Source organism: Streptomyces anulatus (assembly GCF_014650675.1).
GTDB classification, from domain to species: Bacteria; Actinomycetota; Actinomycetes; order Streptomycetales; family Streptomycetaceae; genus Streptomyces; species Streptomyces anulatus.
Genome location: NZ_BMVK01000001.1, coordinates 628558 through 650652, shown reverse-complemented (window position 1 = coordinate 650652; position 22095 = coordinate 628558). Strand labels below are relative to the sequence as shown.

Below are 22095 nucleotides of genomic sequence, written 5' to 3'. Positions count from 1 at the left end.
TGAACGTTTTGGCGTCCATCACCCCGTGCGGTGACGCGGCGGCTGCGGCGATACGGCGGCCGGACCGAACGACGAGGTACGAGGGGGCACTTCATGGGGCAGACGCTGGCGGAGATCCTGGACGAGGCGGCGTGCGGGCGGTTTCCGGAGACCGACGGGGGGACGACCGTGGTCGCCGCGCCGAACGGTCGCGACACGGGGGTGATCGCCTTCACCGCGCACTCGGTCGTGTTCACCGATGAGGACCCCGAGTGGGTCCACGCGACGCTGGCCGCCCTGGAATGCGATGCGCTGGCCGCCACGATGCACCCCCGCTTCCTGACGGCCTTCCTGGACCGCACCGGGCGGGTCACCGACACGATCGACCTCCTGACCGTGGCGGCCTCGTTGCCCGGCGAGCCGGGGCTGGAGCTGCGGGAGGTCACCGATCCCGTGCACCCACGGGTGATGAGTGCCCGCCGGCGCCGGGACGGGGTGCGGATGTGGGAGGTCGACGGGGGAGTGCTCGTGCTCGGGCGGGGAGTGGCGGGGCGGTGGGAGGTGGCCGTCGAGCTGGACGAGGATGCCCGGCACCGGGGCCTCGGCCGTGCCCTCGCCACCGCCGCACGGCACCTCGTGCCCCCGGGCGAACCGCTCTGGTCGCAGCAGGCCGCGGGCAACGCGCGCAGCATCCGGGCGTTCCAGGCCGCCGGGTTCCGGCCGGTCGGCTCGGAGGCGCTGCTGCTCGGCCGCAGTCCGGGGCAGGACGCCGGAGGAGCGTGACGGCTGTGCCGGGTTCCCCGTACGGCGGTGATGGTCTCCCGGCTACTCTGCTCGCCATGATCGACTCACCCGCGAGCCCGACGGACACCGAGGTGGCGGCAGCCGCGGCGCTGGCCGGGGCGGAGATCGTGCGCGCCCGGTACGGCCGGCTGCACTCCCGTATCGACAAAGGCGCCGGGGACTTCGCCACCGACGTCGATGTGGCGGCGGAGGAAGCGATCCTCGACGTCATCCGTGGTGCCCGGCCCGGGGACGCGGTGCACGGCGAGGAGGGCGGCCGGCGAGGCGCGGTCGACGCGGTGCGCGAGTGGTTGGTGGACCCCTTGTGCGGGACGCTCAACTACGCCACCGGCTCCCACCTGGTCGCCGTCAACGTGGCGCTGCGCAACGGCCCGGCCGCGGTGGCCGATCCGTTCAGCGGCGAGGTCTTCCTGACTGATGGCGTGACCGCATGGGCCCAGTACGACGGGGACGGGGACGGGTACGGGAAGGGGCGGACCGGCGTTCGGGGCCGGCGCGTTGCGGACGGGCACGTCTCCGGTCCCGTCGCGCGTCGACGACCGGTCGGCGAGGAGCGGTTGGCGCCGACGGGCGACACCCGGCTGGTGGACGTGAATCTCGATCCGCCCTTCCCCGGCGCGCCCGCTTTCCGGGCCGTCGACCTGCTCGCCCACCCCGGGTTCGTCGAACGCTTCCGCCCGCGCGTCGTCTCCACCACGCTCGCCCTGGCCTGGGTCGCGGCCGGCAGGAGGGCCGCCTATGTCACCGACGGCGGCGACCTGAGCGGGAGCGTGCACTTCGCCGCCGGGATCGCCCTGTGCCGGGCCGCCGGCTGTGTCGTCACCGGGGTCGACGGCGGTCCGGTCGGGCCGGAGGGCCGTGGTCTCGTCGTGGCCGCGGACGCCGAAACGCACGGGCTGCTGATGTCGTTGATCCGCGGTTGCGGGCGGAGCGTCTGAGCCACCGCGCCACCGCGCCACCGCGCCGCCCGTGCCGCGCGGGCTCCCTCAGACGTGCAGCTCGGGCGGGAGGCCGGTCCAGCGGAGTTCGGCGGGCAGGTGGCCGGTGTCGTTGAACAGGAGGAGGGCCGGGGGGCGTCCGGGCGCGTAACGGATGACAGTCAGTGCGGCGTTGGCGTGGTTGATGCCCAGCCACCGCCAGTCCGGGGCGTCCAGCGCGCCCCGGACGAGCCAGCCGGCCAGGAAGTTGTGCGTCACGAGGAGTTCGTGGCGGGGCTCGTCGCCCTCGACCGTACCCGTGAACCGTGCGACAGCCTCCCGGGCCAGCCCGGGGCCCTGCTCGCGCTCCGCCGCCGGGAACCCGGCCAGCCGGGCGAGCGTCTCGTCGGCCGACTCCGCCGGCAGCTCCTCCCGTCGCGGCAGGTACGGGATGTAGTCGCCGGCCGGTTCGGACCGCAGCAGAGGAACTCCCGCCAGCCGCTCGCCGACCAGCCGCGCCGTCTGCTCGGCGCGCGGGAGCGGGCCGTGGTGGATCGCCGTGATCGGGATCTCGCGGAGCCGCTCCCCGAGCAGGGCGGCCTGGCGCCGGCCGTCGTCGGTCAGCGTGGTCTCGTCGGCGGAGGCCTGGCCGTGCCGGGTGAGGTACAGGTAGCGGGCAGCCGTTGCCGTCATGGGCGGGTCCTCCGTCGCGGTTCATGATCGTACGAACGTCCGGGGGGACGCCGGGCCGCGCTCGGCCGGTTCCACCGAGGAGAGCGGGCCCGCCTCCCGGGATGCGCGGGGGCAGTGCTCGGGGCACCGTGGAGGCATGGCCGAGCACCCGCCCGTGATCGTCTACCCGCCTTCCGCGACCGGAGGGCGGCGGGTCACCGTGCACGGGCAGATCGTGGGCCTGGCGCACGGACGGGGCGAGGTGGCCGCGCTGCTGCGGGCCGCGGGGTTCGCCCCGGGGCCCGACAAGGTCGTCGAGCTGGACCGGCCCGGGCTGATCGAATGGCGCGGCGGCGACCTCGACACCTGGGAGTGATCCCGTGAGACGTCGTCGAGCGGTACGGGAGAGCGCCTCGATCGAGCCGCCGCCCGGCTATTACGTCGCCGGGGGCGAGCCCCCCGACGCGGCGCAGCGCGCACTGATCCTGGACTGGATCGTGAGCCGGCGCATCGCGAGCGGCTGGCGCGTCGAGTCGCGTTCCGGGAGCCAGGTGGTGCTGGTGCGCGGGCAGCCGGTGAACCATGTGCTGCACGCCTTCCTCACCGTCTTCTCGTGCCTGGCGTGGGGGATCGTGTGGGCCGTCGTCGCCCTCGTCAACCGCGTCGAGCGGGTGGCGCTCACCGTCGACGCCCAGGGGCGCGTCGTCACGGTCAGCGCGCCGTGACACGTCACCCGAACGGGCGCGTCCGGGTGGCTCTGCCCAGCGGCCGGGAGGAGCGTCGGAGCTGATCTGCCGCGCACTACCAGGGCAGGTCAGGACAGCAGGCGCCCTGCGCCTCGTTCCGGCCAAGGAGTCGTCATGTCACAGCCCAGCACCCCCGCACCCGGCGCCTCGCGCCCCGCCGATCCCCGTCCGGGCGGCAACTCCGGCAGCCCGTGGGCGGCCGGGGGCACGGTGTTCGCCGGTGTCCTGCTCTTCGTGGACGGCATCCTCGGCGTACTGAAGGGCATCGCGGGGATCGCCTCGAACGACGTCTACACGCGCATCAACGACTACGTCTTCAAGTTCAGCGTGACCTCGTGGGGCTGGATCCACCTGATCCTCGGCGTGATCCTCATCCTCGTGGGCCTGGGCATCCTCAAGGGCGCGACCTGGGCCCGCGGCGCGGGTGTCGTTCTCGCCTCCCTGAACCTCATCGCCAACTTCATGTGGCTGCCGTACACCCCGGTCTGGGCCATCGTCACCATCGCGATCGACGTCTTCGTCATCTGGGCCCTGTGCACCGATCGGTCGAACCCGAGCGACCTGGTGCGGAGCAGCTGAGCGAGGAGCGGTCGCGCGGGCGATCCGGCCTTGCGGCGGGGCGGGCGGCGGCGACGGGTGTCCGTTGTCAGTGGGGCGGTACACACTGGAGTCATGTGCCGCAGCATCAAGACGCTTCGCCCGCCCGCCCTCCCCGAAGAGGCCACCGAGGAGGACATGCGGGCCGCCGCCCTTCAGTACGTACGCAAGGTCTCCGGGTTCCGCGCGCCCGCCGCGCACAACCGGGAGGTCTTCGACCGGGCCGTCGACGAGATCACCGCAGCCACGATGAAGCTCCTCGACGGCCTGGAGATACGGGGCGCGGCCCGGGGCTGAGTCCCGCCGCCCGCACGTCGGCCCCTCCGGTCAGTTCTTCCGGTCAGTTCTTCCGGTCAGGGGGCGGCCGGTGCGGGCGCCGACACCGGTCCCGATGTGCCGAGGGGGGCCGACCCGCCCGGGGAACTGGCGCCGGAGGCAGACGTCGGCGCGGGCACGGACACGAGCGGGGGCGTCTTCGGTGCCACGGCCAAGGCCGCGGATGCGGATCCGGATGCGTACCCGGACATGGCTCCGGCTCCGGCTCCTGCTCCGGATACCGGGGAGTCCGTCGCTGTTGCCGTCGGCGCCGTCTCCGCTGCCTCGGCCTTGCCTTCGGCCGTCGTCGCCGTCCGCGTCGCCGGGCGCTTCACCACGAACGCGGCCAGCGCGCCCGCCACGAACAGGGCCAGCACGGAGACGGCCGTGCCGAACCACGTCGAGCCCAGCCACCGGCCGCCGAAGTAGCCGAGCCCCACGCTGTAACCCGCCCAGGCCAGGCCCGCCAGTGCGGACCAGGGAAGGAAGTCCCGCTTCCTGCGGTGGGCGGCCCCCGCGCCGAGGGAGACCACGGAACGGCCCGCGGGTGCGAACCGGGCGATGATCACCAGTGCGCCGCCGCCCCGGCTCAGCGCCGCGCCGAGACGTTCCTGCGCGGAGGTGAGACGCCGGGAGCGTGCGATGGCCCGGTCCAGCCGGTCGCCCCCGCGCCAGGCGAGCCGGTACGCGACGAGGTCGCCGAGCACCGAGGCGGAGGCCGCGCACAGGATCAGCACGACGAGCGAGGGAACCTGCCCGCCGGTGCCTTCGCCGGCGCCGCTGACGGTGGTGGTGCCCGCCGCCGCCGCGGTGGCGGCCGTGATGACGAGAACGCCGCTGGGCAGCAGGGGCAGAAAGACGTCCAGCAGAACGGAGAGGGCGACCACCGCGTAGATCCATGGGCTGCTGGTCAGCGCGCCCACACTCTCTAGCACCGTCTACTACTCCCCGATCGTGTCAACGCCGCGACGTCGCAGGGGAGCGGCATGGGCGGCAGGTTCAGCTGTACAGCGTACGCGTGAGGGTCAGCCGGACACCGCGCAGGGCGGGTGATGTTGTGCAGGTCACGTACACCTGGAGGCCTTGTGCCCGTTAGGCGGGGAGAACGACCGGCACGAGCAAGGAGCAGCGCATGACGGCATGGATGGTACGGACGGGACACGGTCCGGCGCACCCGAATTCGGGGCGGCGGGGGACGGCGGGACGTGAGGACGACGCGATGTCGCGGGGCCGGGGGGTCTCGCGGGTGCCGGGCCTGCTGGCGGGCACGGCGGCCCTGCTGACGCTGGCCTGTGGCGTCGGGGTCGCCCACGGAGCGGACGGCGGCGCGTCCGACGCCGCTGGCGGCCACGGCGCGCACGGGGCGCCGGCGGCGGGGGGCCCGGCACAGGAGCCGGGCGGCGGTGGAGACCCGAGCCGCACGGATGACGTCGCCGCGGCGGGCGGCAGTTCGTGGATGCGGGCCGCGGGGGTGTTCTCCCCGCCCGGCTCCTTCGTCCCGTCCGACGCGCTGACGTACGACACCCGGCTGGTGCCGGCGGGCGCGCGGATCGAGGTCACCCAGTTCGCGGACCCGTCCGGCACCCGGGTCGGGGCCCGGCTGCGGGGGCTGGTGCCCGGCCGTACGTACGGGATGCACGTGCACACCTCGCCCTGCGGCGCCGATCCCGCCGCCGCGGGGCCCCACTACCAGCACCGTCCGGCGGCGACGGCGGACCCGGTCAACGAGGTGTGGCTGGACTTCCGGACGGACGAGGAGGGCGACGGCCGGGCGGAGGCACTGCACGGCTGGGGCTTCCGGGAGGACGGGGCGCGGTCGGTGATCATCCATGACCGGCAGGGCGGCGCGGGGGAGCGGGCGGCCTGCTTCACGGTGCCGTTCGGGCCCCACGGGCAGGACTGACGGGGTTCCGCGTCCTCGGGCGGACGACGGCGTACGGCGGTGTCCCGCTCCTCCGCGCAACTGGGGGATCGGGGCACCGCCGTACGTCCCCGCCACCCGTGCGAGGGGGCTGCGGGACAACGCCGGGACGGCCGGTCGGGCCGGGACGAACCGTCGGTCCGAGACAGCCGGTCGGTCCGAGACAGCCGGTCGGTCCGAGACAGCCGGTCAGACCGAGACGGCCGGTCAGACCGAGACGGCCGGTCAGACCGAGACGGCCGGTCAGACCGAGACGGCCGGTCAGACCGAGACGGCCGGGGTCTTGTCGCGCCGGGGCGTGTCCTCGGCGGTGGTGGCCTCGGTGTTCCGCGATCCGAAGAAGCGGTCCAGAGCGACGGTCCCCGGGCCGGTGAAGACCAGCAGCAGGAACGCCCAGCAGAACATCGCCGCGCTCTCGCCGCCGTTCTGGAGCGGCAGGAACGCCTCGGGCTGGTGCACCTTGAAGTACGCGTAGGCCATCGACCCCGAGGCGAGGAAGGCCGCGGCGCGGGTGCCGAGACCGAGGGCGACCAGGGACCCGCAGACCAGCTGGATCAGGGCGGCGTACCAGCCGGGCCAGGCGCCGGTCTCCGCCTGGTTGCCGCCGATCACTCCGAAGAGCGTGGCGGCTCCGTGGAAGGCGAAGAGCAGGCCGACGACGAAGCGGAAGAGGCTGAGCACGTAGGGCTGGGCCTGGTTCAAGCGGATGAGCATGGGGGGGGCTCCTTCGGTTGTGGTGGGGACGTGAACCGATCGGGCGCCTCAGGTTAGGGAGACCTCACCAATGCTTGCAACTTCAACATTCTGTCGAGTGGCCGAAAATCGCCTCACTCTCAGGGGTGAGTGAACGCTCAAGAACCGCTTCGAGCTGGGCCCCCTGCTTGCTCGCCTTGGCCTGGACCAATGTCAGCGCAGACTTCCGGCCATGCAACGTGAGCGTCATGAGCTGGTTACCGAACCAGGGGCCGCCCGCCCTGTGCCAGGTCACCGGCGACGCTCCCGTACGGCCGTGGCGGCTCAGCAGCCGGCCGATCCGCCGGCCCGCCCGGCTCCAGCCGAAACGGAAACCCGTCCGGATCGACCGGGGGATCGAGTTGTGCACGGGTGAGCAGGTCAGCTGGAGGATGCGGGAGGCCGGGGCGCCTCCGGGGGCGGGACCGGAATCGGTCCCGGGGGCGGAGCCGAGTCCGGGATCGGACTTCGGCCACCGTGGCTCGGCGATATAGGCGTGGTGCACATCGCCCGAGAGCACGCATACCGTCGCCGGGGCGTCCGGGCCGCTCCCCGCTTCCCGCAACAGCTCCGTGAACCGGTCGAAGGATTCCGGGAAGGCGGCCCAATGCTCCAGGTCGGACGCGCGGCGCAGCTTCTCGCCGAAGCGTGCCCAGCGTTGCCCGCGTACGCCCGCGCACAGTGCGGCGTTCCAGCGCTCCGCGTCGTGGACGAGCGGGGGCAGCAGCCACGGCAGGGAGCTGCCGATGAGGAGATGATCGTATGAAGAGGGGTCGTCCAGGACCGTATCCCGCAGCCAGTCGGCCTCCTCGGCGTCGAGCATCGCCCGCTCTCCCTCGGCCAGGACGCGGGCCGCGCGGGTGTCGACCATCACCAGCCGTACTCGGCCGAAAACACGCTGGTAGCTCCACCGGGTACGGGCGGGATCCGCGTCGGTCTCGGCGGCGAAGCGGCGCAGCTCCTCGGTGCCGTCGGGCGAGGCTCTGACCGCCGCGTACACCGGGTCGGCGGCCAGCTCGGCGGGGGAGAGATTGCCCAGGTGCTGATGGACCCAGTACGACATCAGCCCGCTGACGATCCGTTCGTGCCACCAGGGCGTGGCGCGCATGTCCCGCTGCCAGGCGGCGCTGGTGTTCCAGTCGTCGATGACGTCGTGATCGTCGAAGATCATGCAACTGGGGACCGTGGAGAGCAGCCAGCGGACCTCCGGATCGCGCCACGACTCGTCGTAGAGGTAGGTGTACTCCTCGTAATCCGCGATCTCCGTGCCCGGCGGCTCGCTCAGGTCCCGGCGGGCGGCGAGTCTGCGCCGGGTCGCCCCGGAGGTCTCGTCCGCGTACACCTGGTCGCCGAGGAGCAGCAGGACGTCGGGCCGCTCGGCCGCGGGGTCCGCGGCGAGACGAGCGGCCAGGGTCACCAGGGCGTCCGGCCCGACGGGGTCGTGCCCGCCGCCGGGGGCGGAGGCCCACCGGCAGGACCCGAACGAGATCCGCACCCCGTCCGGAGTCGCCCCGGGGCTCTCCGGGGCCGCCGCCGAAGGTGTCGTGATGGTGCTCGGCGGGAGGCGGGCGTCGTCGGGCGGCCAGACGCGCCGGGACCCGATCAGCACCTCGTACGCCGTGGTGGAACCGGGGGTCAGGCCCGTCACGACGACCAGGGCGTAGTGGTGACCGGCCACCGAGAAGGTGGGCGACGCCCCCGAGGCGCCGTCCGCGCACCGGACCTCCACGGTGCACGGACGGCTCGCCTCGACCCAGACGGTCGCAGTGGACCCGGACTCCCAGTCGACGTACCGCAGCAGTGGTCCCAGGCGCAGCCCGGCCATGTGATGTCTCCTCGCGACGCCGTCACGGATGGGGTCCGTAACGTACAGAACGAAGGAGACGTGCGCACAGGTTCCGGTGGGCCGGCGGCCGTGCGGGGGGAGTCGGGAGTCGGGGAGTCAGCGGCCGTGCGTGGTGGTCAGCAGCCGTTCAGGGCGGACTGCAGGGCGCTCTTCTCGGCGGAGTCCACGGTCAGGTTGTAGTGCTTCTTGACGTGGACCCAGGCGCGGACGTAGGTGCACTTGTACGAGGAGGTCGGCGGCATCCACTCGGCCGGGTCCTTGTCGCCCTTGGACTGGTTCACGTTGTCGGTGACCGCGATGAGCTGGGGGCGCGTCAGGTCGTTGGCGAACGACTGTCGCTGGGCGGTCGTCCAGCTGCTCGCGCCGGAGCGCCAGGCCTCGGCGAGCGGGACCATGTGGTCGATGTCCACGTCGGAAGCGGCGCTCCAGGTGGCGCCGTCGTAGGGCGAGAACCAACTGCCGCTGACCGCGGCGCAGGAGGAGTCCTGCTGGACGTTCGTGCCGTCGCGCTTGAGGACGACCTCACGGGTGTTGCAGGCTCCCGACTGGGTGATCCAGTGCGGGAACTTGTCGCGGCTGTAGCCGCTGGACGAGCCCTCCGCGCCGACGGTGAGCTGGCCGAGGTAGGTGCGTGCGGTCGCCGCGCTGACCGGGGTGGGCATGGCGGCCTGCGCACTCGGGGCGGTGAACAGGGCGGACGTGGCGGCGAGCGCGGCGGTTGCTGCGACGACGGAGAGGCGACGCGCGTAGACACCGGACATGCTGACTCCCTTGATGTGGGGGGTGCTTGGGCGGGCATGAGTGAGCCCGGCCATCGTGACGACGCCAGGTTTCTGTGGGGTGGGCGTCAGGTAACAGAGTGGCGACATGTGCACGTCACATCAAGGGGTGTGCAAGGGGAGTGACGGATCGCGGGAGCGCGCGGAACCGTCACGGAGGGTTTGTCCGGGTGGTGTTGGGCTCTGTCGCGGGGCTCGGGGGCGCTCGGGTTCCCGGTCACGCCCCCTGAACGGCCCCTGAACGGCGACGGGGCGGGAGGGGTCGGGCGGGGAGGGCGGGGCGGCGGTGCGGCGGTGGCCGAAGGCGTGTGGCAGGGCCGGGCGGCTGGGGTGCGGCCCTATCGTTGCCGCGTGCTGCTTCCGGTCTCCGTCACCCTCGGCGTCGTCCTCGCCGTCCTGTTGGTCCTCGCCGCCGCCGTCGCCGCGTGGGCCTCGCTGGGGCGGTCGCGCGAGATCCTCGTCGCCGGGGTGCGGGCGGCGGTCCAACTCGCCGCCGTCTCCCTGCTCATCGGCTGGGTGGTCCGCTCCCTGGCGCCGCTGCTCGGGTTCGTGGCGCTGATGTTCGCCGTGGCGGTGTGGACCGCGGGGCGCCGGGTCACCGGTAACCGCACCTGGCGCTGGGCGGCCGTGCCGATCGGGGCGGGCGTGCTGCCCGTGGTGGGGGCGCTGCTGCTCACGGGGCTCGTGCCGGTCCGGGGCCTGGCGCTCATCCCGGTGGCGGGCATCCTCATCGGCGGTGCGCTCACCGCGACCGTGCTCGGCGGGCGGCGCGCCCTGGACGAACTCGCCGGCCGGCGCGGGGAGGTGGAGGCGGGCATGGCCCTCGGGATGCTCGACCGGGACGCCCGGCTGGAGATCGTGCGGCCGGCGGCGTCGGACGCCTTGCTGCCCGGGCTCGATCAGACCCGGACGGTCGGACTCGTCACCTTGCCGGGGGCGTTCGTGGGCATGCTGCTGGGCGGCGCCTCACCTGTGGAGGCGGGCGCCGTGCAGCTGTTCGTCCTGGTGGCGCTGATGGCGGTCCAGGTGGTGGCCGTCGCGACGGTCCTGGAGCTGGTCGCGCGCGGGCTGTTGCACCGGGATTGAGCACCGGGGCGTTGCGCCGGGGCCCAGCCCCGGGGGCGCCGCGCCGGGGCCGAGTCCCGGGGCTGAGCCCCGGGAGCCGGGCCGGGGGCGGGCCTGTCTCAGGCCTCGTTGATGTGCAGGCGGATCGAGCCGTCCCCGGCCGCCTCCACGCGTACCCGCGTCAGATCCTCGACATGGGCGTCCGGCGCGAGGGCCGCGGCGCGCGGGCCGACGCCCACGACGCGCATGCCCGCCGCCCGGCCCGCCGCGATGCCCGCCTCGGAGTCCTCGAACACGATGCAGTCCGCCGCGTCGAAGCCCAGTTCCGCCGCGCCCTTGAGGAAGCCCTCGGGGTCCGGCTTGCTGGCGCCGACCTGCTCGGCGGTGACGCGGACGGCGGGCATCGGCAGCGCGGCCGCACCCATCCGGGCCGTCGCGAGCGCGGTGTCGGCGGAGGTCACCAGTGCGTGCGGCAGCTCGGCGATCGCGGCCATGAACGCGGGCGCCCCGCCGATCGGCACGACGCCCTCGACGTCGGCGGTCTCCTCGGCCAGCATCACCCGGTTGTCCGCGTAGTTCTCCTCCACGGGGCGGTCCGGGAGCAGAACGGCCATCGTGGCGTACCCCTGGCGGCCGTGGACCACCTTGAGCGCCGCCTCGGGGTCCAGTCCGTGCTCGATCGCCCAGCGCCGCCAGCAGCGCTCCACCACCGCGTCGGAGTTCACGAGGGTGCCGTCCATGTCCAGCAGGAGGGCTTGTGCGGTGAGGACGGTGGGCGGCATCGGCTGCTCCAGAACGCGGGGAGGTGTGCGAACAGCCCGGGTGCGCGTGCCGCGGGGCATGGCGTACACGGGCTGCGAAGGGTGTGCCGTACACGGTGTGCGCTACCGCGTGCGGTGGACCAGAGCAACCCCCGCCCGCCGGTCAGGGAGTGCGGGCGGGAGCTACTTTGTTCCATCACGATACAAAAACCGGGGCCGGAACGCCAATCCCCTGCTCGGCGGCCGGGCTCAGTGGCGCCCGCGCCCGTTCGTCTCCGCCTCCAGCGCGCGCCGGGTGTTCGGCCCGTACACGCCCGCAGGGTCGCCCTGGATCGCCTTGTACGACTGGTAGACCGCCACGGAGTACGCCACCTGGTCGCTGTAGGAGCTCCCGTCGACCGGCCCCGAGTAGAGCCATTCCCCGACCGTCCGGAGCCGGATCTGCAACTCGGCGACCTCCGGACCGCGGTCGCCGGGCCGCAGCGAACCGCCGGTCACTCCCGCGGGCGGGGCGGCCGACGGTGCGGCCGGCGGGGCGCCGCCGTCCGGGGCGGGCGAGGCGCTCGCCGTCGGCGACGCGGACGCGGCCGTGGTGGCGGTCGGCGAGGGCTCGCGGCTCTTCGTCGGCGAGGCGGACGCGGACGGCGATGCGGACGGTGTGGCCGATGGAGACTGCGTACGGGGCGGAGCGGTCGACGCGGAGGGGGACGGGGCCACCGACGCGGCCGGTTCGTCCTCGGTGTCCGGGGCGCTCGTGGTGGCCTCCGGCAGCGCCTCGTCCGTGCTGTCGTCACCGCCGAACAGTCCGCCGGCGAAAGCCGCCGTGCCGACCACGGCGGCCACGGCCGCCCCCACGGCGAGCGCCCCGAAGGGGCGCCTGCGGCGCGGCCGCACGGGGTCGGGGTCGAAGACGGGGCCCGCGGTCGCGGTGCGCCTCCGGCTCCCGTCCGGCACGGGATACGTCGCCCCGCCGGGGCTGCCCACGCCCGGGTTCGCGTCCGGGCCGTCGCCACCCAGGAACAGCGGCATCGTGGTCGCCGCCGCCCCCGGATCGATCGCGGCCCCCGCAGCTCCCGCGGCTCCAGCAGCCCCCACGGCTCCTGCGGGGCCTGCTGCGTCGGGCTCCGGCGTGCCGGTCCAGGAAGCTGCGCCCTCCCGCGTACCGGAAGCCGCGCCCTCCCACGTACCGGAGAACCCGGACCGAGGCCCCCCGGCCCCGTCCGCAGCCCCGTCCCCGGCCACCCCGGTGTGGTCGGTCAGCGTCACGTACGGCCGGATGCGCAGCGGGTCGAAGTCCTCGGCCGCGGCGATCTCCGCCGTACGGGCGGCGCGCTGTTCGTCCTCCGTGAGCCGCGCCGAAGGCGCGTCGGCGCCGCACCGGCACGGCACCCGGTGTTCCGTGCCGGGCTCCCCGGCCGTCCGTCTCCCGCACTCCGGGCATGCGTGTCCGGTCATCGTGGGTCCCCTCCCCTTGAGCTGCCTGCGATTATGCAGCCCGCTCCGGGGAAGCCCAACGGCCTGCTGGGGCTCGGCCCGCCCCCGGCAGGCCGTATTGGGGCAAAACGTCCAGGATGGGGGTGTAGTGGATCAGCGGACCCATGGATCAGTGGACCGGCGGATCAGTGGATCAGTGGATTTCAGCGGATCGAGGAGACGCCCATGGCCCAGCAGCTGAGCCCGTCCCCCCCGGCGCCCGGTGAGGGACAGTCCCACCGGAGCGTCCTGGTGGCGATCGGGGCGCTGCTCCTCGGCATGCTGCTCGCGGCACTCGATCAGACCATCGTCTCCACGGCGCTCCCGACGATCGTCAGCGAACTCGGCGGCCTCGACCACCTGTCCTGGGTGGTGACCGCCTACCTGCTGGCGGCCACCGCGGCGACCCCGCTGTGGGGCAAGCTCGGCGACCAGTACGGCCGCAAGAAGCTCTTCCAGACCGCGATCGTGATCTTCCTGATCGGCTCCGCGCTCTGCGGAGTCGCCCAGAACATGCCCCAGCTGATCGGCTTCCGCGCCCTCCAGGGACTCGGCGGCGGCGGGCTCATGGTGCTGTCGATGGCCATCGTCGGCGACCTCGTCACACCGCGCGAACGCGGCAAGTACCAGGGGCTCTTCGGTGCGGTCTTCGGCGTGACGAGCGTCCTCGGGCCGCTCCTCGGCGGCTTCTTCACCGAACACCTCAGCTGGCGCTGGGTCTTCTACATCAACCTGCCGATCGGCGTCGTCGCGCTGGTCGTCATCGCGGCCGTCCTGCACATCCCGGTCCGCCGCGAGAAGCACACCATCGACTACCTCGGCACCTTCCTCATCGCGTCCGTCGCCACCGCCCTGGTGCTCGTCGCCTCCCTCGGCGGTACGACCTGGGCCTGGAGCTCCCCGCAGATCATCGGGCTCGCGGTGCTCGCCGTCGTGCTGCTCGTGGCCTTCATCGCCGTCGAGCGGCGCGCGGTCGAGCCCGTGCTGCCGCTGAAACTGTTCCGGATGAGGACCTTCGCTCTCGTCGCCGTGATCAGCTTCGTCATCGGCTTCGCCATGTTCGGCGCGATGACCTACCTGCCGACGTTCCTCCAGGTGGTCCACGACATCACCCCGACGATGTCCGGCGTGCACATGCTGCCCATGGTGTTCGGCCTGCTGATCACCTCGACCGGGTCCGGCCAGATCGTCAGCCGGACCGGCCGCTGGAAGGTCTTCCCCATCCTGGGCACGGCCATCACCGCCGTCGGGCTGCTGCTGCTCCACCAGCTCGACGAGAACAGCTCCACCTGGCTGATGAGCGCCTACTTCTTCGTCTTCGGCGCCGGTCTCGGCCTGGTGATGCAGGTCCTCGTCCTGGTCGCCCAGAACTCCGTCTCTTACCAGGACCTCGGTGTCGCCACCTCCGGTGTGACGTTCTTCCGGTCCATCGGCTCCGCGTTCGGCGTGGCCATCTTCGGGACCATCTTCGCCAACCGGCTGACCGGGCAGCTCACGGACGCGCTCGCCGGGCAGTCGCTGCCGACGGGTGTCGACGCGGGGCGGCTGGCCGCCGACCCCCGGGCCATCGGGCAACTCCCGGCCGACCTGCGGCCCTCCGTCCTCGGCGCGTACTCCACGTCCATCACGGACGTCTTCCTGTACGCCGTCCCGGTGGTCCTCCTGGCCTTCGTCCTCGCCTGGTTCCTCCGTGAGGACAAGCTCCGGGGCTCGGTGACCGCCCCCGACACCAGTCAGACACTCGCCTCCAACCCCGTCGAGCGCTCCTCGTACGACGAGTGCGCCCGCGCGCTTTCGGTGCTCGCCACCCGGGAGGGCCGCCGCGAGATCTACGAGAAGATCACCGCGCGGGCGGGGTACGACCTGCTGCCCGCCGCCAGCTGGCTGCTCCTGCGGATCAAGCGGCACGGCACCGTCGAACCCGCCCGGCTCGCCGAGACGGCACCCGTACCGCTGCACGTGATCACCGATGCGGCCCGGCAGGTCGAGGAACGCGGACTGGCCCGCCGGGAGGGACTGCAGATGATCCTCACCGACACCGGGGCCGAGGCCGTCGTCCGGCTCTCGCAGGCCCGCGAGGACTCCCTCGCCGAACTCCTCGGCGACTGGTGGGGCCCCGAGCGCCCCACCGACCTGGTCAAACTCGTCAGCGAACTGACCGCCGAGGTCAGCGGCTCGACCAGGGAGCGCCCCCACTTCCCGCAGCCACCCCGCGACCACGAGGCCCATCTGCGCCACGACGAACGCGAGGCCCTTGAACGGCGCTTCGACGAGCGTGATGGCCTCGGTCGGCGCCTCGACGGCCGCGAGAGCCACGACCGGCGCTCCGACGACGGCGACGATCACGGCCGCCGGCACCCGCCCCCCTGAGCACCCGCCTGCCAGAACGCCCGCCCGCGTGAGCGCCCGCCCGCGTGAGCGCCGGGCGCGTCCCCGGGCCCGGGCGCCGCCGTCACAGCTCCTTGGCGAACCAGTGCTCCGCGTACGGGTTGCGCCGGTGGAACGCCGGCACCTCCCGGTACCCGTGCTTCGTGTACAGCCCGCGCGCCTCGACCAGGTCGTTGCGGGTGTCCAGGCGCAGCAGCCGTACGCCGTACGCCCTCGCCGCCTCCTCCACCGCGGCCAGCAGCAGCCCGCCGCCGCCCGTGCCCCGGAACGCCGGGCGTACGTACACCCGGGTCAGCTCCGCCGTGCCCGGCCCGGCGGACTCCGTCAGCACCAGCCCGGCGCAGCTCGCGGCGCTGCTCCCGTACCGGCCGACGACGAACTGCCCGGTCGGCGGTGCGAGCAGGTCGGCTCCGTCGCCGTGGAGCCCGTCGTCGATCTCCCCAGCGGTCGCGGGCCGCTGCCAGTAACGGCTCGCGACCTCGTCGTAGTAGTCCCGGCGCAGTGCGTTCGCGTCGGGGGAGTCGAATCGTTCGGCGGCCACGGTCCAGGTCATGTGGGGCATTCTTGCTGCCGCACGGCCGAACGACGACGCAATTTACCTGTAGGGGGCAGCAGTGACTGATGTGTCCGTGACCGCGACCGACGCCACGACCACGACCGGAGCCGTCCAGCGCCTCGCCGAGCGCTGGATACGGGACGGCATGGCAGCGGGAGAGGGCCGGGGCGGTACGGGGACGGGCACCGGCTTCGTGTGCTCGCCCGCCGGGCTCTGGCTCGCCCTGGCCGCCGTGGCCGCCGGTGCACGCGGCGCGACCGCGGCCGAGCTGCGGGCCCTCCTCGGCACCGCGGACCGGGAGGCAGCGCCCGTCGTCACGGCGCTGGCCCGCGAGCTGGCCGGGACCGGGGCGCTGGGCGTGGCCACCCGGGTCTGGAGCCGGGTGCCCGTCCTCCCCGCGTTCCAGGAGGCGCTGCCGGACGTCCGCTTCGACCCGATGGACCCGGCGGCAGCCGACGCCTGGGTCCGCGAGGCCACCGGGGGGCTGATCGAGCGGCTGCCGCTGGAGATCACCGACGAGACCCTGCTCGCGCTGGCGAACGTCCTGGCGCTGAAGGCCCGCTGGGAGAAGCCGTTCGAGGCCTGGCGGACCCACGACCTGCCGTTCACCGATGCGGCGGGGACAGTCGCACCGGTGCCGACCATGGTCAAGGACGTGCCGCCGGCCGACGCCTGGACGGCCGGCGGGGCGTACGTCGTCGAGCTGCGCTGCGCGACGGAACCGGGCGGCGGCCCCGGGGCCCGGGTCCGCCTCGTCCTGGGGGAGCCGGGGGCCGGGGCCGCCCGGGTGCTGCCCGTGGGCTGGGCGCCGAGGGCCGGGGGCGTCCCGCTGGACACCGACCGGGTGACCATCGGGCTGCCCCGGCTCACCCTGCGGACGCGGGTACCCGTCACCGGGCAGCTCGCCTCCCTCGGCGTCCGGCTGGCCCTGACGGACGCCGCGGACTTCTCCGGTCTCTCGCTCGAACCCCTCGCCATCTCCGACGTGGTCCAGGAGGCCGTGCTGAAGATCGCCGAGGAGGGCGTGGAGGCCGCGGCCGTGACGGTGGTCGCGATGCGGGCGGGCTCCGCCCCCCGGCCGCAGCGGGTGCACCACATCGCCTTCGACCGCCCCTTCGGCGTCGTCGTGCTGGCCGGGACCGAGGACACCCCGCTGTTCACCGCCTGGCAGGCGGAGGCCCCTGACGACCCGAACGCCTGAGGCCCGGGTTTCCTCGGGCCCCCGGGGGGCCCGAGGCCGGGTCAGGGCCCCTGTCATCCCGACGGACGACTTCTTCCGGACCGAAGCAGGATGACAGTCAGGCAAAGAGGGGGTTGATTGTGTCTACCTCGTAGGGCAATGCGAGGCTTCATCCGGCATGGCCCCACTCGAAGGGGCGATGCATGGAACGGTGGGAGGGTCGGCGCAGCGTGGTGAATGCGGATCACAGTGTGCGCGGTGACGCGGCGGCGGACACGGGAGCGGGGACCGGGCTGACCCGGGCCCTGCTCTGGCTGGTCGTGGCCGTGCTGGCGGTACGGCAGGTGGCGGTGGTGCTCCGGCAGCCACCGGGGGAACGGCTCCTCGATCTGGAGACCTGGACCGGGGAGAACGGCGTCCTGCACGTGGCGGGCTCGCTGTACGACAGCGGCCGGTTCACCGGCACGCCCTTCGCCGGGCTGGTCCTGAAACCTCTCACCGCTTCGGCCCAGGAAGGCCTGGGCGTCGCGTGGACGTTCGGGTCCCTGCTGCTCGTCGTCGCCCTCGGCCTCGTCGTCGCCCGGGCGCTGCCCTCGCCGGTGGGCCGCCGGACGGCCCTGTTCGCGGCCCCCGTCGCGATCAGCCTGCTCATGCTGTCGCTGCCGGTCCGCAACGCCCTGCACCTGGGCCAGACCAGCATCCTGCCCGTCCTGCTGGTGCTCCTGGCCTGGTTCGTCGTCCGGGAGCACCGGGCGGCGGGCGTTCTCGTCGGCCTCGCCGCCGCCTTCCAGCCGGTGCTGCTGCTCTTCGCCGCCCTGCTCTGGCTGACCGGGAGGCGGCAGGCCTCGCTGAGCGCGGGCGTGACCTTCGCCCTCGCCACGGTCGCCGCCTGGGCCGCGTCGCCGCAGGACTCGTGGACGTACTGGGTGCACCATCTCGCGGGTGTCGGACTGGGGGAGCGGCCGGACAGCCTCGCCAACCAGTCCCTGCACGGGGCGCTGCTCAGGCTCGGCCTCGAAGGCCCTGTGGAGATCGCCCTGTTCCTGGTGCTCTCCGCCGCCGTCGTGGTCGTCGGTCTGCGGCGCGCGGTGCGGTACGCGCAGGACGGGCAGCTGCTCCTCGCGGTGGCCGTGACCGGCTGCGTCGTGGTCGCCGTCTCGCCGACCGCCTGGCAGCACCAGCTGCTCTGGGTGCTCCTCGCGGTCGTCGGCAAGGTCGGCAAGCGGGCCTCCGACCGGCTGGTCTGGCCGTCCGTGGTGCTGCTGGTCGTCACCCTGCCGGGAACGATGCTGCTGCCGAACATCGAGGCGCTCTTCCCGGTCCGCGACAACGTGCTGCTCCTCGTGGCGCTCGGCGCGGCGTGCCTCGCCCCGTTCGTGCCCCGCACCTCGTCGTACTGGCAGCACCCGGTCCCCACCGACTACGCGAAGCCGGTCGCGGCGCGCTGGAGACGCGTGCCGCTCCTGCCGTTCTGGCGCCGGGTCCTCACCCGCCCCAACCTGCTGCTGGAACTCCTGCTCATCCGGGTCGTCTACGACGCCTACGCCCAGGTCCGTCTCGCCGCCAGGGCGGGCCGCCCGCTCGCCGAGGAGCACGGCCGGCAGATCCACGCCATCGAGCAGTGGCTGCACATCGACATCGAGCACTGGGTCAACCACACGGTCGTGCAGATCACCTGGCTGCGTGAGTTCTTCGACTACTACTACTCCACGTTCCACTTCATCGTCCCGCTGACGATCCTCGGCGTGCTCTACGCGCGCCGCCCCGCCGACTACCGCTGGGTCCGCTCGTCCATCGGCTTCGCCACCCTGCTGGCGCTCGTCGGCTTCTGGCTCTACCCCCTGGCCCCGCCCCGGCTCATGCCCGGCCTCGGCTTCATCGACACCGTCCACGGGGTGCAGGACTTCGCGAAGCCCGACTACGGGACGCTGACCACCGTCACCAACCAGTACGCGGCGATGCCGTCGCTGCACTTCGGCTGGTCGCTGTGGTGCGGTGTGGTGATCGTGATGCTGGCCCCGAAGCTGTGGATGAAGGCGCTGGGCCTGCTGCACCCGCTCTTCACGATCGCCGCGATCGTGGCCACCGCCAACCACTGGGTGCTCGACGCGGCCGGCGGCGCGCTCGTCGTGGCGATGGGCTTCGGGCTGACGTATCTGCTGTCGGGGCCGAGGAAGCTTCTGACCGGCGAGGAGCGGACGGCGGAACCCGCGCGGACGACGTCACAGCCCGCCGACCCCGAATCCGTCCCCGGCCCCGGCCCTGAATCCGTCCTTGAGTCCGTCCCCGACGACCCCGAACCTGCCGCCGTGCCCGAGCGCGGCGCGGTCGCCGAGGTGAGCGACGCGGACGCCGAAGTGGCCGAGAAGGTCGGCGGCAAGTAGCGGCAGCAGATCCCGGCCGCGCCGGGCGGAACGGGCCGAAGGGGTGCCGGGACGGCTGGAAGACCGTCCCGGCACCCCTTCGGCATGGATCGCCGCGTCCTTCCATGGTCCGCCGGGCCGGTGCCGCCCGCCACTCGGGCCGGTGTCACCCGCCACCGTGCGGACCGCACCGGACCGCACCGGACCGCACCGCACGGACCGCACCGGACAGCCGGTGTGTCAGGTGGCCGGGACCGTGGTCACCTGGAGCTGCTTGATCCCGTTGAGCCAGGCCGAACGCAGCCGCCGCGGGTCCTCCAGGAGTCGCAGGTCCGGCAGCACGTCCGCGATGGCGTTGAAGATCAGGTCGATCTCCATGACGGCCAGCGACTTGCCCAGGCAGAAGTGCGGGCCGCCGCCCCCGAACCCGAGGTGCGGGTTGGGGTCGCGGGTGATGTCGAAGGCCTCCGGGGCGTCGAACACCTCGGGGTCGTTGTTGGCCGAGGAGTAGAACAGCCCCACCCGCTCGCCCTTCCTGATCCGCTGACCGCCCAGCTCCAGGTCCTGGGTGGCGGTCCGCTGGAAGGAGACGACCGGGGTCGCCCAGCGCACGATCTCCTCGGCCGTGGTCTTCGGGCGCTCCCGCTTGTAGAGCTCCCACTGTTCGGGGTGGGTGAGGAAGGCGTGCATGCCGTGACTGATCGCGTTACGGGTCGTCTCGTTCCCGGCCACCGCGAGCAGGATCACGAAGAACCCGAACTCGTCCGAGGACAGGTTCCCCTGGCCCTCCGCCGCGACGAGCTGGCTCACGATGTCCTGGGCCGGGCACTCCTTGCGGGCCGCCGCCAGGTTCATCGAGTACGCCACGATCTCCATCGCCGCCTCGGCGCCGACCTCCTCGGTGATCGCGTACTCCGGATCGTCGTACGCGGCCATCTTGTTGGACCAGTCGAAGATCTTGGAGCGGTCCTCCTGCGGTACGCCGATGAGTTCGGCGATGGCCTGGAGCGGGAGTTCCACCGCGATGTCGGTCACGAAGTCGAAGGAGCCGTCGGTGTCGGCGGACGCCAGGGCGGTCTCGACGATGGAGCGGGCCCTGGAGCGCAGGGCCGCCTCCAGCGAGCGCACCGCGCGCGGGGTGAAGCCGCGCTGGACGATCTGGCGGACCCGGGTGTGCTCCGGCGGATCCATGTTCAGCATGATCAGCTTCTGGACGTCGATCTGGTCGCGGCTGATCGTCTCGTTGAAGCGGATGACGGCGGTGTTGGTGTTCGAGGAGAACAACTCGGGGTGTGTGGAGACGTACTTGACGTCCGCGTGACGGGTGACGGCCCAGTAGCCCTCGTCGCCGAACCCGGAGATGTTGTGGGGCTGGGTGCACCACCAGACCGGCGCGGTCTCCCGCATCAGGGCGAACTCCGGGTGCGGCACGCGGGCCTGGAGGAGGTCGGGGTCGGTGAAGTCGAACCCGTCGGGCAGATGGGGGCAGCGCATGGGCACCTCTCCACTCCGGAACTGTTGGCGAACCGTCCGACGGCTGCGACTGTCCGGCGGCCGCTACTGTCTGACGCTCCATCAGAAGTTGCCCGAAAGGTAGTAACGAGTTCTACAAGTGGCAAGAGCCGTGGCCGGATCTGTTTCCTCCGGACCGGCGGGGGTTCGCCGCGCCACCGGAGGGGCGTACGCGCAGTGCGTGCACGCCCCTTGCGCAGCCGGGTCGCCGTCACGAGACTGCTAGCAGAACTAGAACGCGTACTAGTTCCTTCCGCGGGCGCCGGGACGCCCCCTGCGGAAGCGCGAGGAGAGGACGAGCTCATGGCCGCGGAACCCGTCATCGTCGAAGCCGTACGCACTCCCATCGGCAGGCGCGGAGGCGCGCTCGCCAATCTGCACCCCGCCTATCTGCTGGGCGAGACCTACCGTGAACTTCTCGGCCGCACCGGCATCCAGGCCGACTGCGTCGAACAGATCGTCGGCGGCACCGTCACCCACGCCGGCGAGCAGTCCATGAACCCGGCCCGCAACGCCTGGCTGACGGTGGGGCTGCCGTACGAGACCGCCGCCACCACCGTCGACTGCCAGTGCGGCTCCTCGCAGCAGGCGTCCCACATGGTCGCCAACATGGTCGCCGCCGGGGTCATCGACGTGGGCATCAGCTGCGGCGTCGAGGCGATGTCCCGGGTGCCGCTCGGCAGCGGCTCCAAGCACGGCCCGGGAAAGCCCTGGCCCGACGAGTGGAACATCGACCTGCCCAACCAGTTCGAGGCCGCCGAGCGCATCGCCCGCAAGCGCGGCCTGACCCGGGAGCGGGTCGACGCGTTGGGCCTGCTCTCCCAGCAGCGCGCCGCCGCCGCCTGGGCGGAGGAGCGCTTCAAACGCGAGACGTACGCCGTCCAGGTGCCGACCACCGAGGAGGAGCAGGCGGCCGGCCAGGGCATGTGGCGGCTCGTGGACCGGGACGAGGGGCTGCGCGACACCTCGATGGAGGCGCTCGCCGGGCTGAAGGCCGTCATGCCCAGCGCGATCCACACCGCCGGGAACTCCTCGCAGATATCGGACGGCGCCTGCGCGATCATGTGGTCCTCCAAGCGCATGGCACGGGCCCTCAAGCTCAAGCCCCGGGCCCGGATCGTGGCCCAGGCCCTGGTCGGATCCGACCCGCACTTCCACCTGGACGGCCCGATCGACGCGACCCGGGCGGTGCTCGGCAAGGCGGGCATGACGCTGCGGGACATCGACCTCGTCGAGATCAACGAGGCGTTCGCGTCGGTGGTGCTGAGCTGGGCGCAGGAGTTCGAGGCGGACCTCGACGGCCTGGAGAAGGTCAACGTCAACGGCGGCGCGATAGCGCTGGGCCACCCGGTCGGCGCGACCGGCGCCCGGCTGATCACCACGGCCCTGCACGAACTGGAACGCCGCGACAAGGAGTTCGCGCTCATCACGATGTGCGCGGGAGGCGCCCTGGCGACGGGCACGATCATCCAGCGGCTGTGACCCCGTA

21 protein-coding genes are annotated in these 22095 nt (G+C 72.9%); 12 read left to right on the top strand and 9 right to left on the bottom strand.

The window, feature by feature from the left end; all coding sequences use genetic code 11:
• Nucleotides 1-93 precede the first annotated feature (93 nt).
• Both IE272_RS02880 and IE272_RS02875 read left to right on the top strand, forming a co-directional pair.
• Complete coding sequence (locus tag IE272_RS02880; RefSeq protein ID WP_190006184.1) at nt 94-762, top strand: GNAT family N-acetyltransferase; 669 nt, start codon at nt 94-96, stop codon at nt 760-762.
• Nucleotides 763-818: 56 nt separating this feature from the next.
• Nucleotides 819-1721 carry an inositol monophosphatase family protein gene (locus IE272_RS02875; RefSeq protein ID WP_190006183.1) on the top strand — a complete coding sequence of 301 codons (903 nt, stop codon included), beginning with the start codon at nt 819-821 and terminating at the stop codon, nt 1719-1721.
• Between the two features lie 48 nt (nt 1722-1769).
• Here the strand turns inward: IE272_RS02875 and IE272_RS02870 are convergent, their stop codons facing one another.
• Complete coding sequence (locus IE272_RS02870; RefSeq protein WP_190006182.1) at nt 1770-2393, bottom strand: histidine phosphatase family protein; 624 nt, start codon at nt 2391-2393, stop codon at nt 1770-1772.
• A 136-nt stretch (nt 2394-2529) separates the two neighbouring features.
• On the opposite strand from IE272_RS02870, the gene IE272_RS02865 reads away from it, so the two are divergent.
• From IE272_RS02865 to IE272_RS02850, 4 genes are all read left to right on the top strand, one after another.
• Nucleotides 2530-2748, top strand: coding sequence for a hypothetical protein (locus IE272_RS02865; RefSeq protein WP_007459297.1), 219 nt, complete (start codon nt 2530-2532; stop codon nt 2746-2748).
• A 4-nt stretch (nt 2749-2752) separates the two neighbouring features.
• The gene (locus IE272_RS02860; RefSeq protein WP_056706684.1) at nt 2753-3097 is read left to right on the top strand and encodes a DUF8108 domain-containing protein; all 345 of its coding nucleotides are present in this window, start codon (nt 2753-2755) and stop codon (nt 3095-3097) included.
• 135 nt (nt 3098-3232) lie between these two features.
• Nucleotides 3233-3697 (top strand): DUF7144 family membrane protein, encoded by a 465-nt coding sequence (locus tag IE272_RS02855; RefSeq protein ID WP_050357839.1) that lies wholly within the window; start codon nt 3233-3235, stop codon nt 3695-3697.
• 93 nt (nt 3698-3790) lie between these two features.
• Nucleotides 3791-4012 carry a DUF2277 domain-containing protein gene (locus IE272_RS02850; protein ID WP_007459290.1) on the top strand — a complete coding sequence of 74 codons (222 nt, stop codon included), beginning with the start codon at nt 3791-3793 and terminating at the stop codon, nt 4010-4012.
• Between the two features lie 56 nt (nt 4013-4068).
• Here the strand turns inward: IE272_RS02850 and IE272_RS02845 are convergent, their stop codons facing one another.
• Nucleotides 4069-4965, bottom strand: a complete 897-nt coding sequence (locus tag IE272_RS02845) for a DedA family protein (RefSeq protein ID WP_190006181.1) — start codon at nt 4963-4965, stop codon at nt 4069-4071.
• A gap of 197 nt (nt 4966-5162) precedes the next feature.
• Between IE272_RS02845 and IE272_RS02840 the strand changes: the two genes are divergently transcribed.
• Nucleotides 5163-5933: a superoxide dismutase family protein gene (locus tag IE272_RS02840; protein WP_190006180.1), complete on the top strand. Its 771-nt coding sequence runs from the start codon at nt 5163-5165 to the stop codon at nt 5931-5933.
• Nucleotides 5934-6212: 279 nt separating this feature from the next.
• Here IE272_RS02840 and IE272_RS02830 read toward each other — a convergent pair whose 3' ends face one another.
• The 3 genes from IE272_RS02830 to IE272_RS02820 form a co-directional block, all read right to left on the bottom strand.
• Nucleotides 6213-6665: a DoxX family protein gene (locus IE272_RS02830; protein WP_056706680.1), complete on the bottom strand. Its 453-nt coding sequence runs from the start codon at nt 6663-6665 to the stop codon at nt 6213-6215.
• A gap of 82 nt (nt 6666-6747) precedes the next feature.
• Complete coding sequence (locus IE272_RS02825; protein ID WP_190006179.1) at nt 6748-8508, bottom strand: alkaline phosphatase D family protein; 1761 nt, start codon at nt 8506-8508, stop codon at nt 6748-6750.
• 137 nt (nt 8509-8645) lie between these two features.
• Nucleotides 8646-9290 carry an HNH endonuclease family protein gene (locus tag IE272_RS02820; protein WP_050357845.1) on the bottom strand — a complete coding sequence of 215 codons (645 nt, stop codon included), beginning with the start codon at nt 9288-9290 and terminating at the stop codon, nt 8646-8648.
• Between the two features lie 369 nt (nt 9291-9659).
• On the opposite strand from IE272_RS02820, the gene IE272_RS02815 reads away from it, so the two are divergent.
• Complete coding sequence (locus IE272_RS02815) at nt 9660-10394, top strand: ABC transporter permease (RefSeq protein ID WP_050357846.1); 735 nt, start codon at nt 9660-9662, stop codon at nt 10392-10394.
• A gap of 98 nt (nt 10395-10492) precedes the next feature.
• On the opposite strand, the gene IE272_RS02810 is transcribed toward IE272_RS02815, so the two are convergent.
• Both IE272_RS02810 and IE272_RS02805 read right to left on the bottom strand, forming a co-directional pair.
• The gene (locus IE272_RS02810; RefSeq protein ID WP_050357847.1) at nt 10493-11155 is read right to left on the bottom strand and encodes an HAD-IA family hydrolase; all 663 of its coding nucleotides are present in this window, start codon (nt 11153-11155) and stop codon (nt 10493-10495) included.
• A 228-nt stretch (nt 11156-11383) separates the two neighbouring features.
• Entirely contained in the window at nt 11384-12523 is a 1140-nt protein-coding gene (locus IE272_RS02805; RefSeq protein WP_190006319.1) for a peptidoglycan-binding domain-containing protein, read from the bottom strand.
• Nucleotides 12524-12793: 270 nt separating this feature from the next.
• On the opposite strand from IE272_RS02805, the gene IE272_RS02800 reads away from it, so the two are divergent.
• Nucleotides 12794-14977: an MDR family MFS transporter gene (locus IE272_RS02800; protein WP_190006178.1), complete on the top strand. Its 2184-nt coding sequence runs from the start codon at nt 12794-12796 to the stop codon at nt 14975-14977.
• 82 nt (nt 14978-15059) lie between these two features.
• On the opposite strand, the gene IE272_RS02795 is transcribed toward IE272_RS02800, so the two are convergent.
• On the bottom strand, nt 15060-15548 hold the full coding sequence (locus IE272_RS02795) for a GNAT family N-acetyltransferase (RefSeq protein WP_190006177.1): 489 nt from the start codon (nt 15546-15548) through the stop codon (nt 15060-15062).
• A gap of 61 nt (nt 15549-15609) precedes the next feature.
• Here IE272_RS02795 and IE272_RS02790 point away from each other — a divergent pair, with 61 nt between their 5' ends.
• Nucleotides 15610-16752, top strand: a complete 1143-nt coding sequence (locus tag IE272_RS02790; protein WP_056706671.1) for a serpin family protein — start codon at nt 15610-15612, stop codon at nt 16750-16752.
• A gap of 182 nt (nt 16753-16934) precedes the next feature.
• Entirely contained in the window at nt 16935-19115 is a 2181-nt protein-coding gene (locus IE272_RS02785; RefSeq protein ID WP_229897187.1) for a bifunctional glycosyltransferase 87/phosphatase PAP2 family protein, read from the top strand.
• A gap of 219 nt (nt 19116-19334) precedes the next feature.
• Here IE272_RS02785 and IE272_RS02780 read toward each other — a convergent pair whose 3' ends face one another.
• A complete protein-coding gene (locus tag IE272_RS02780; RefSeq protein ID WP_057662395.1) occupies nt 19335-20588 on the bottom strand; it encodes a cytochrome P450 in 1254 nt (417 codons plus the stop codon).
• 321 nt (nt 20589-20909) lie between these two features.
• Between IE272_RS02780 and IE272_RS02775 the strand changes: the two genes are divergently transcribed.
• Nucleotides 20910-22088 (top strand): steroid 3-ketoacyl-CoA thiolase, encoded by a 1179-nt coding sequence (locus tag IE272_RS02775; RefSeq protein ID WP_050357854.1) that lies wholly within the window; start codon nt 20910-20912, stop codon nt 22086-22088.
• The last annotated feature ends 7 nt before the right edge of the window (nt 22089-22095 follow it).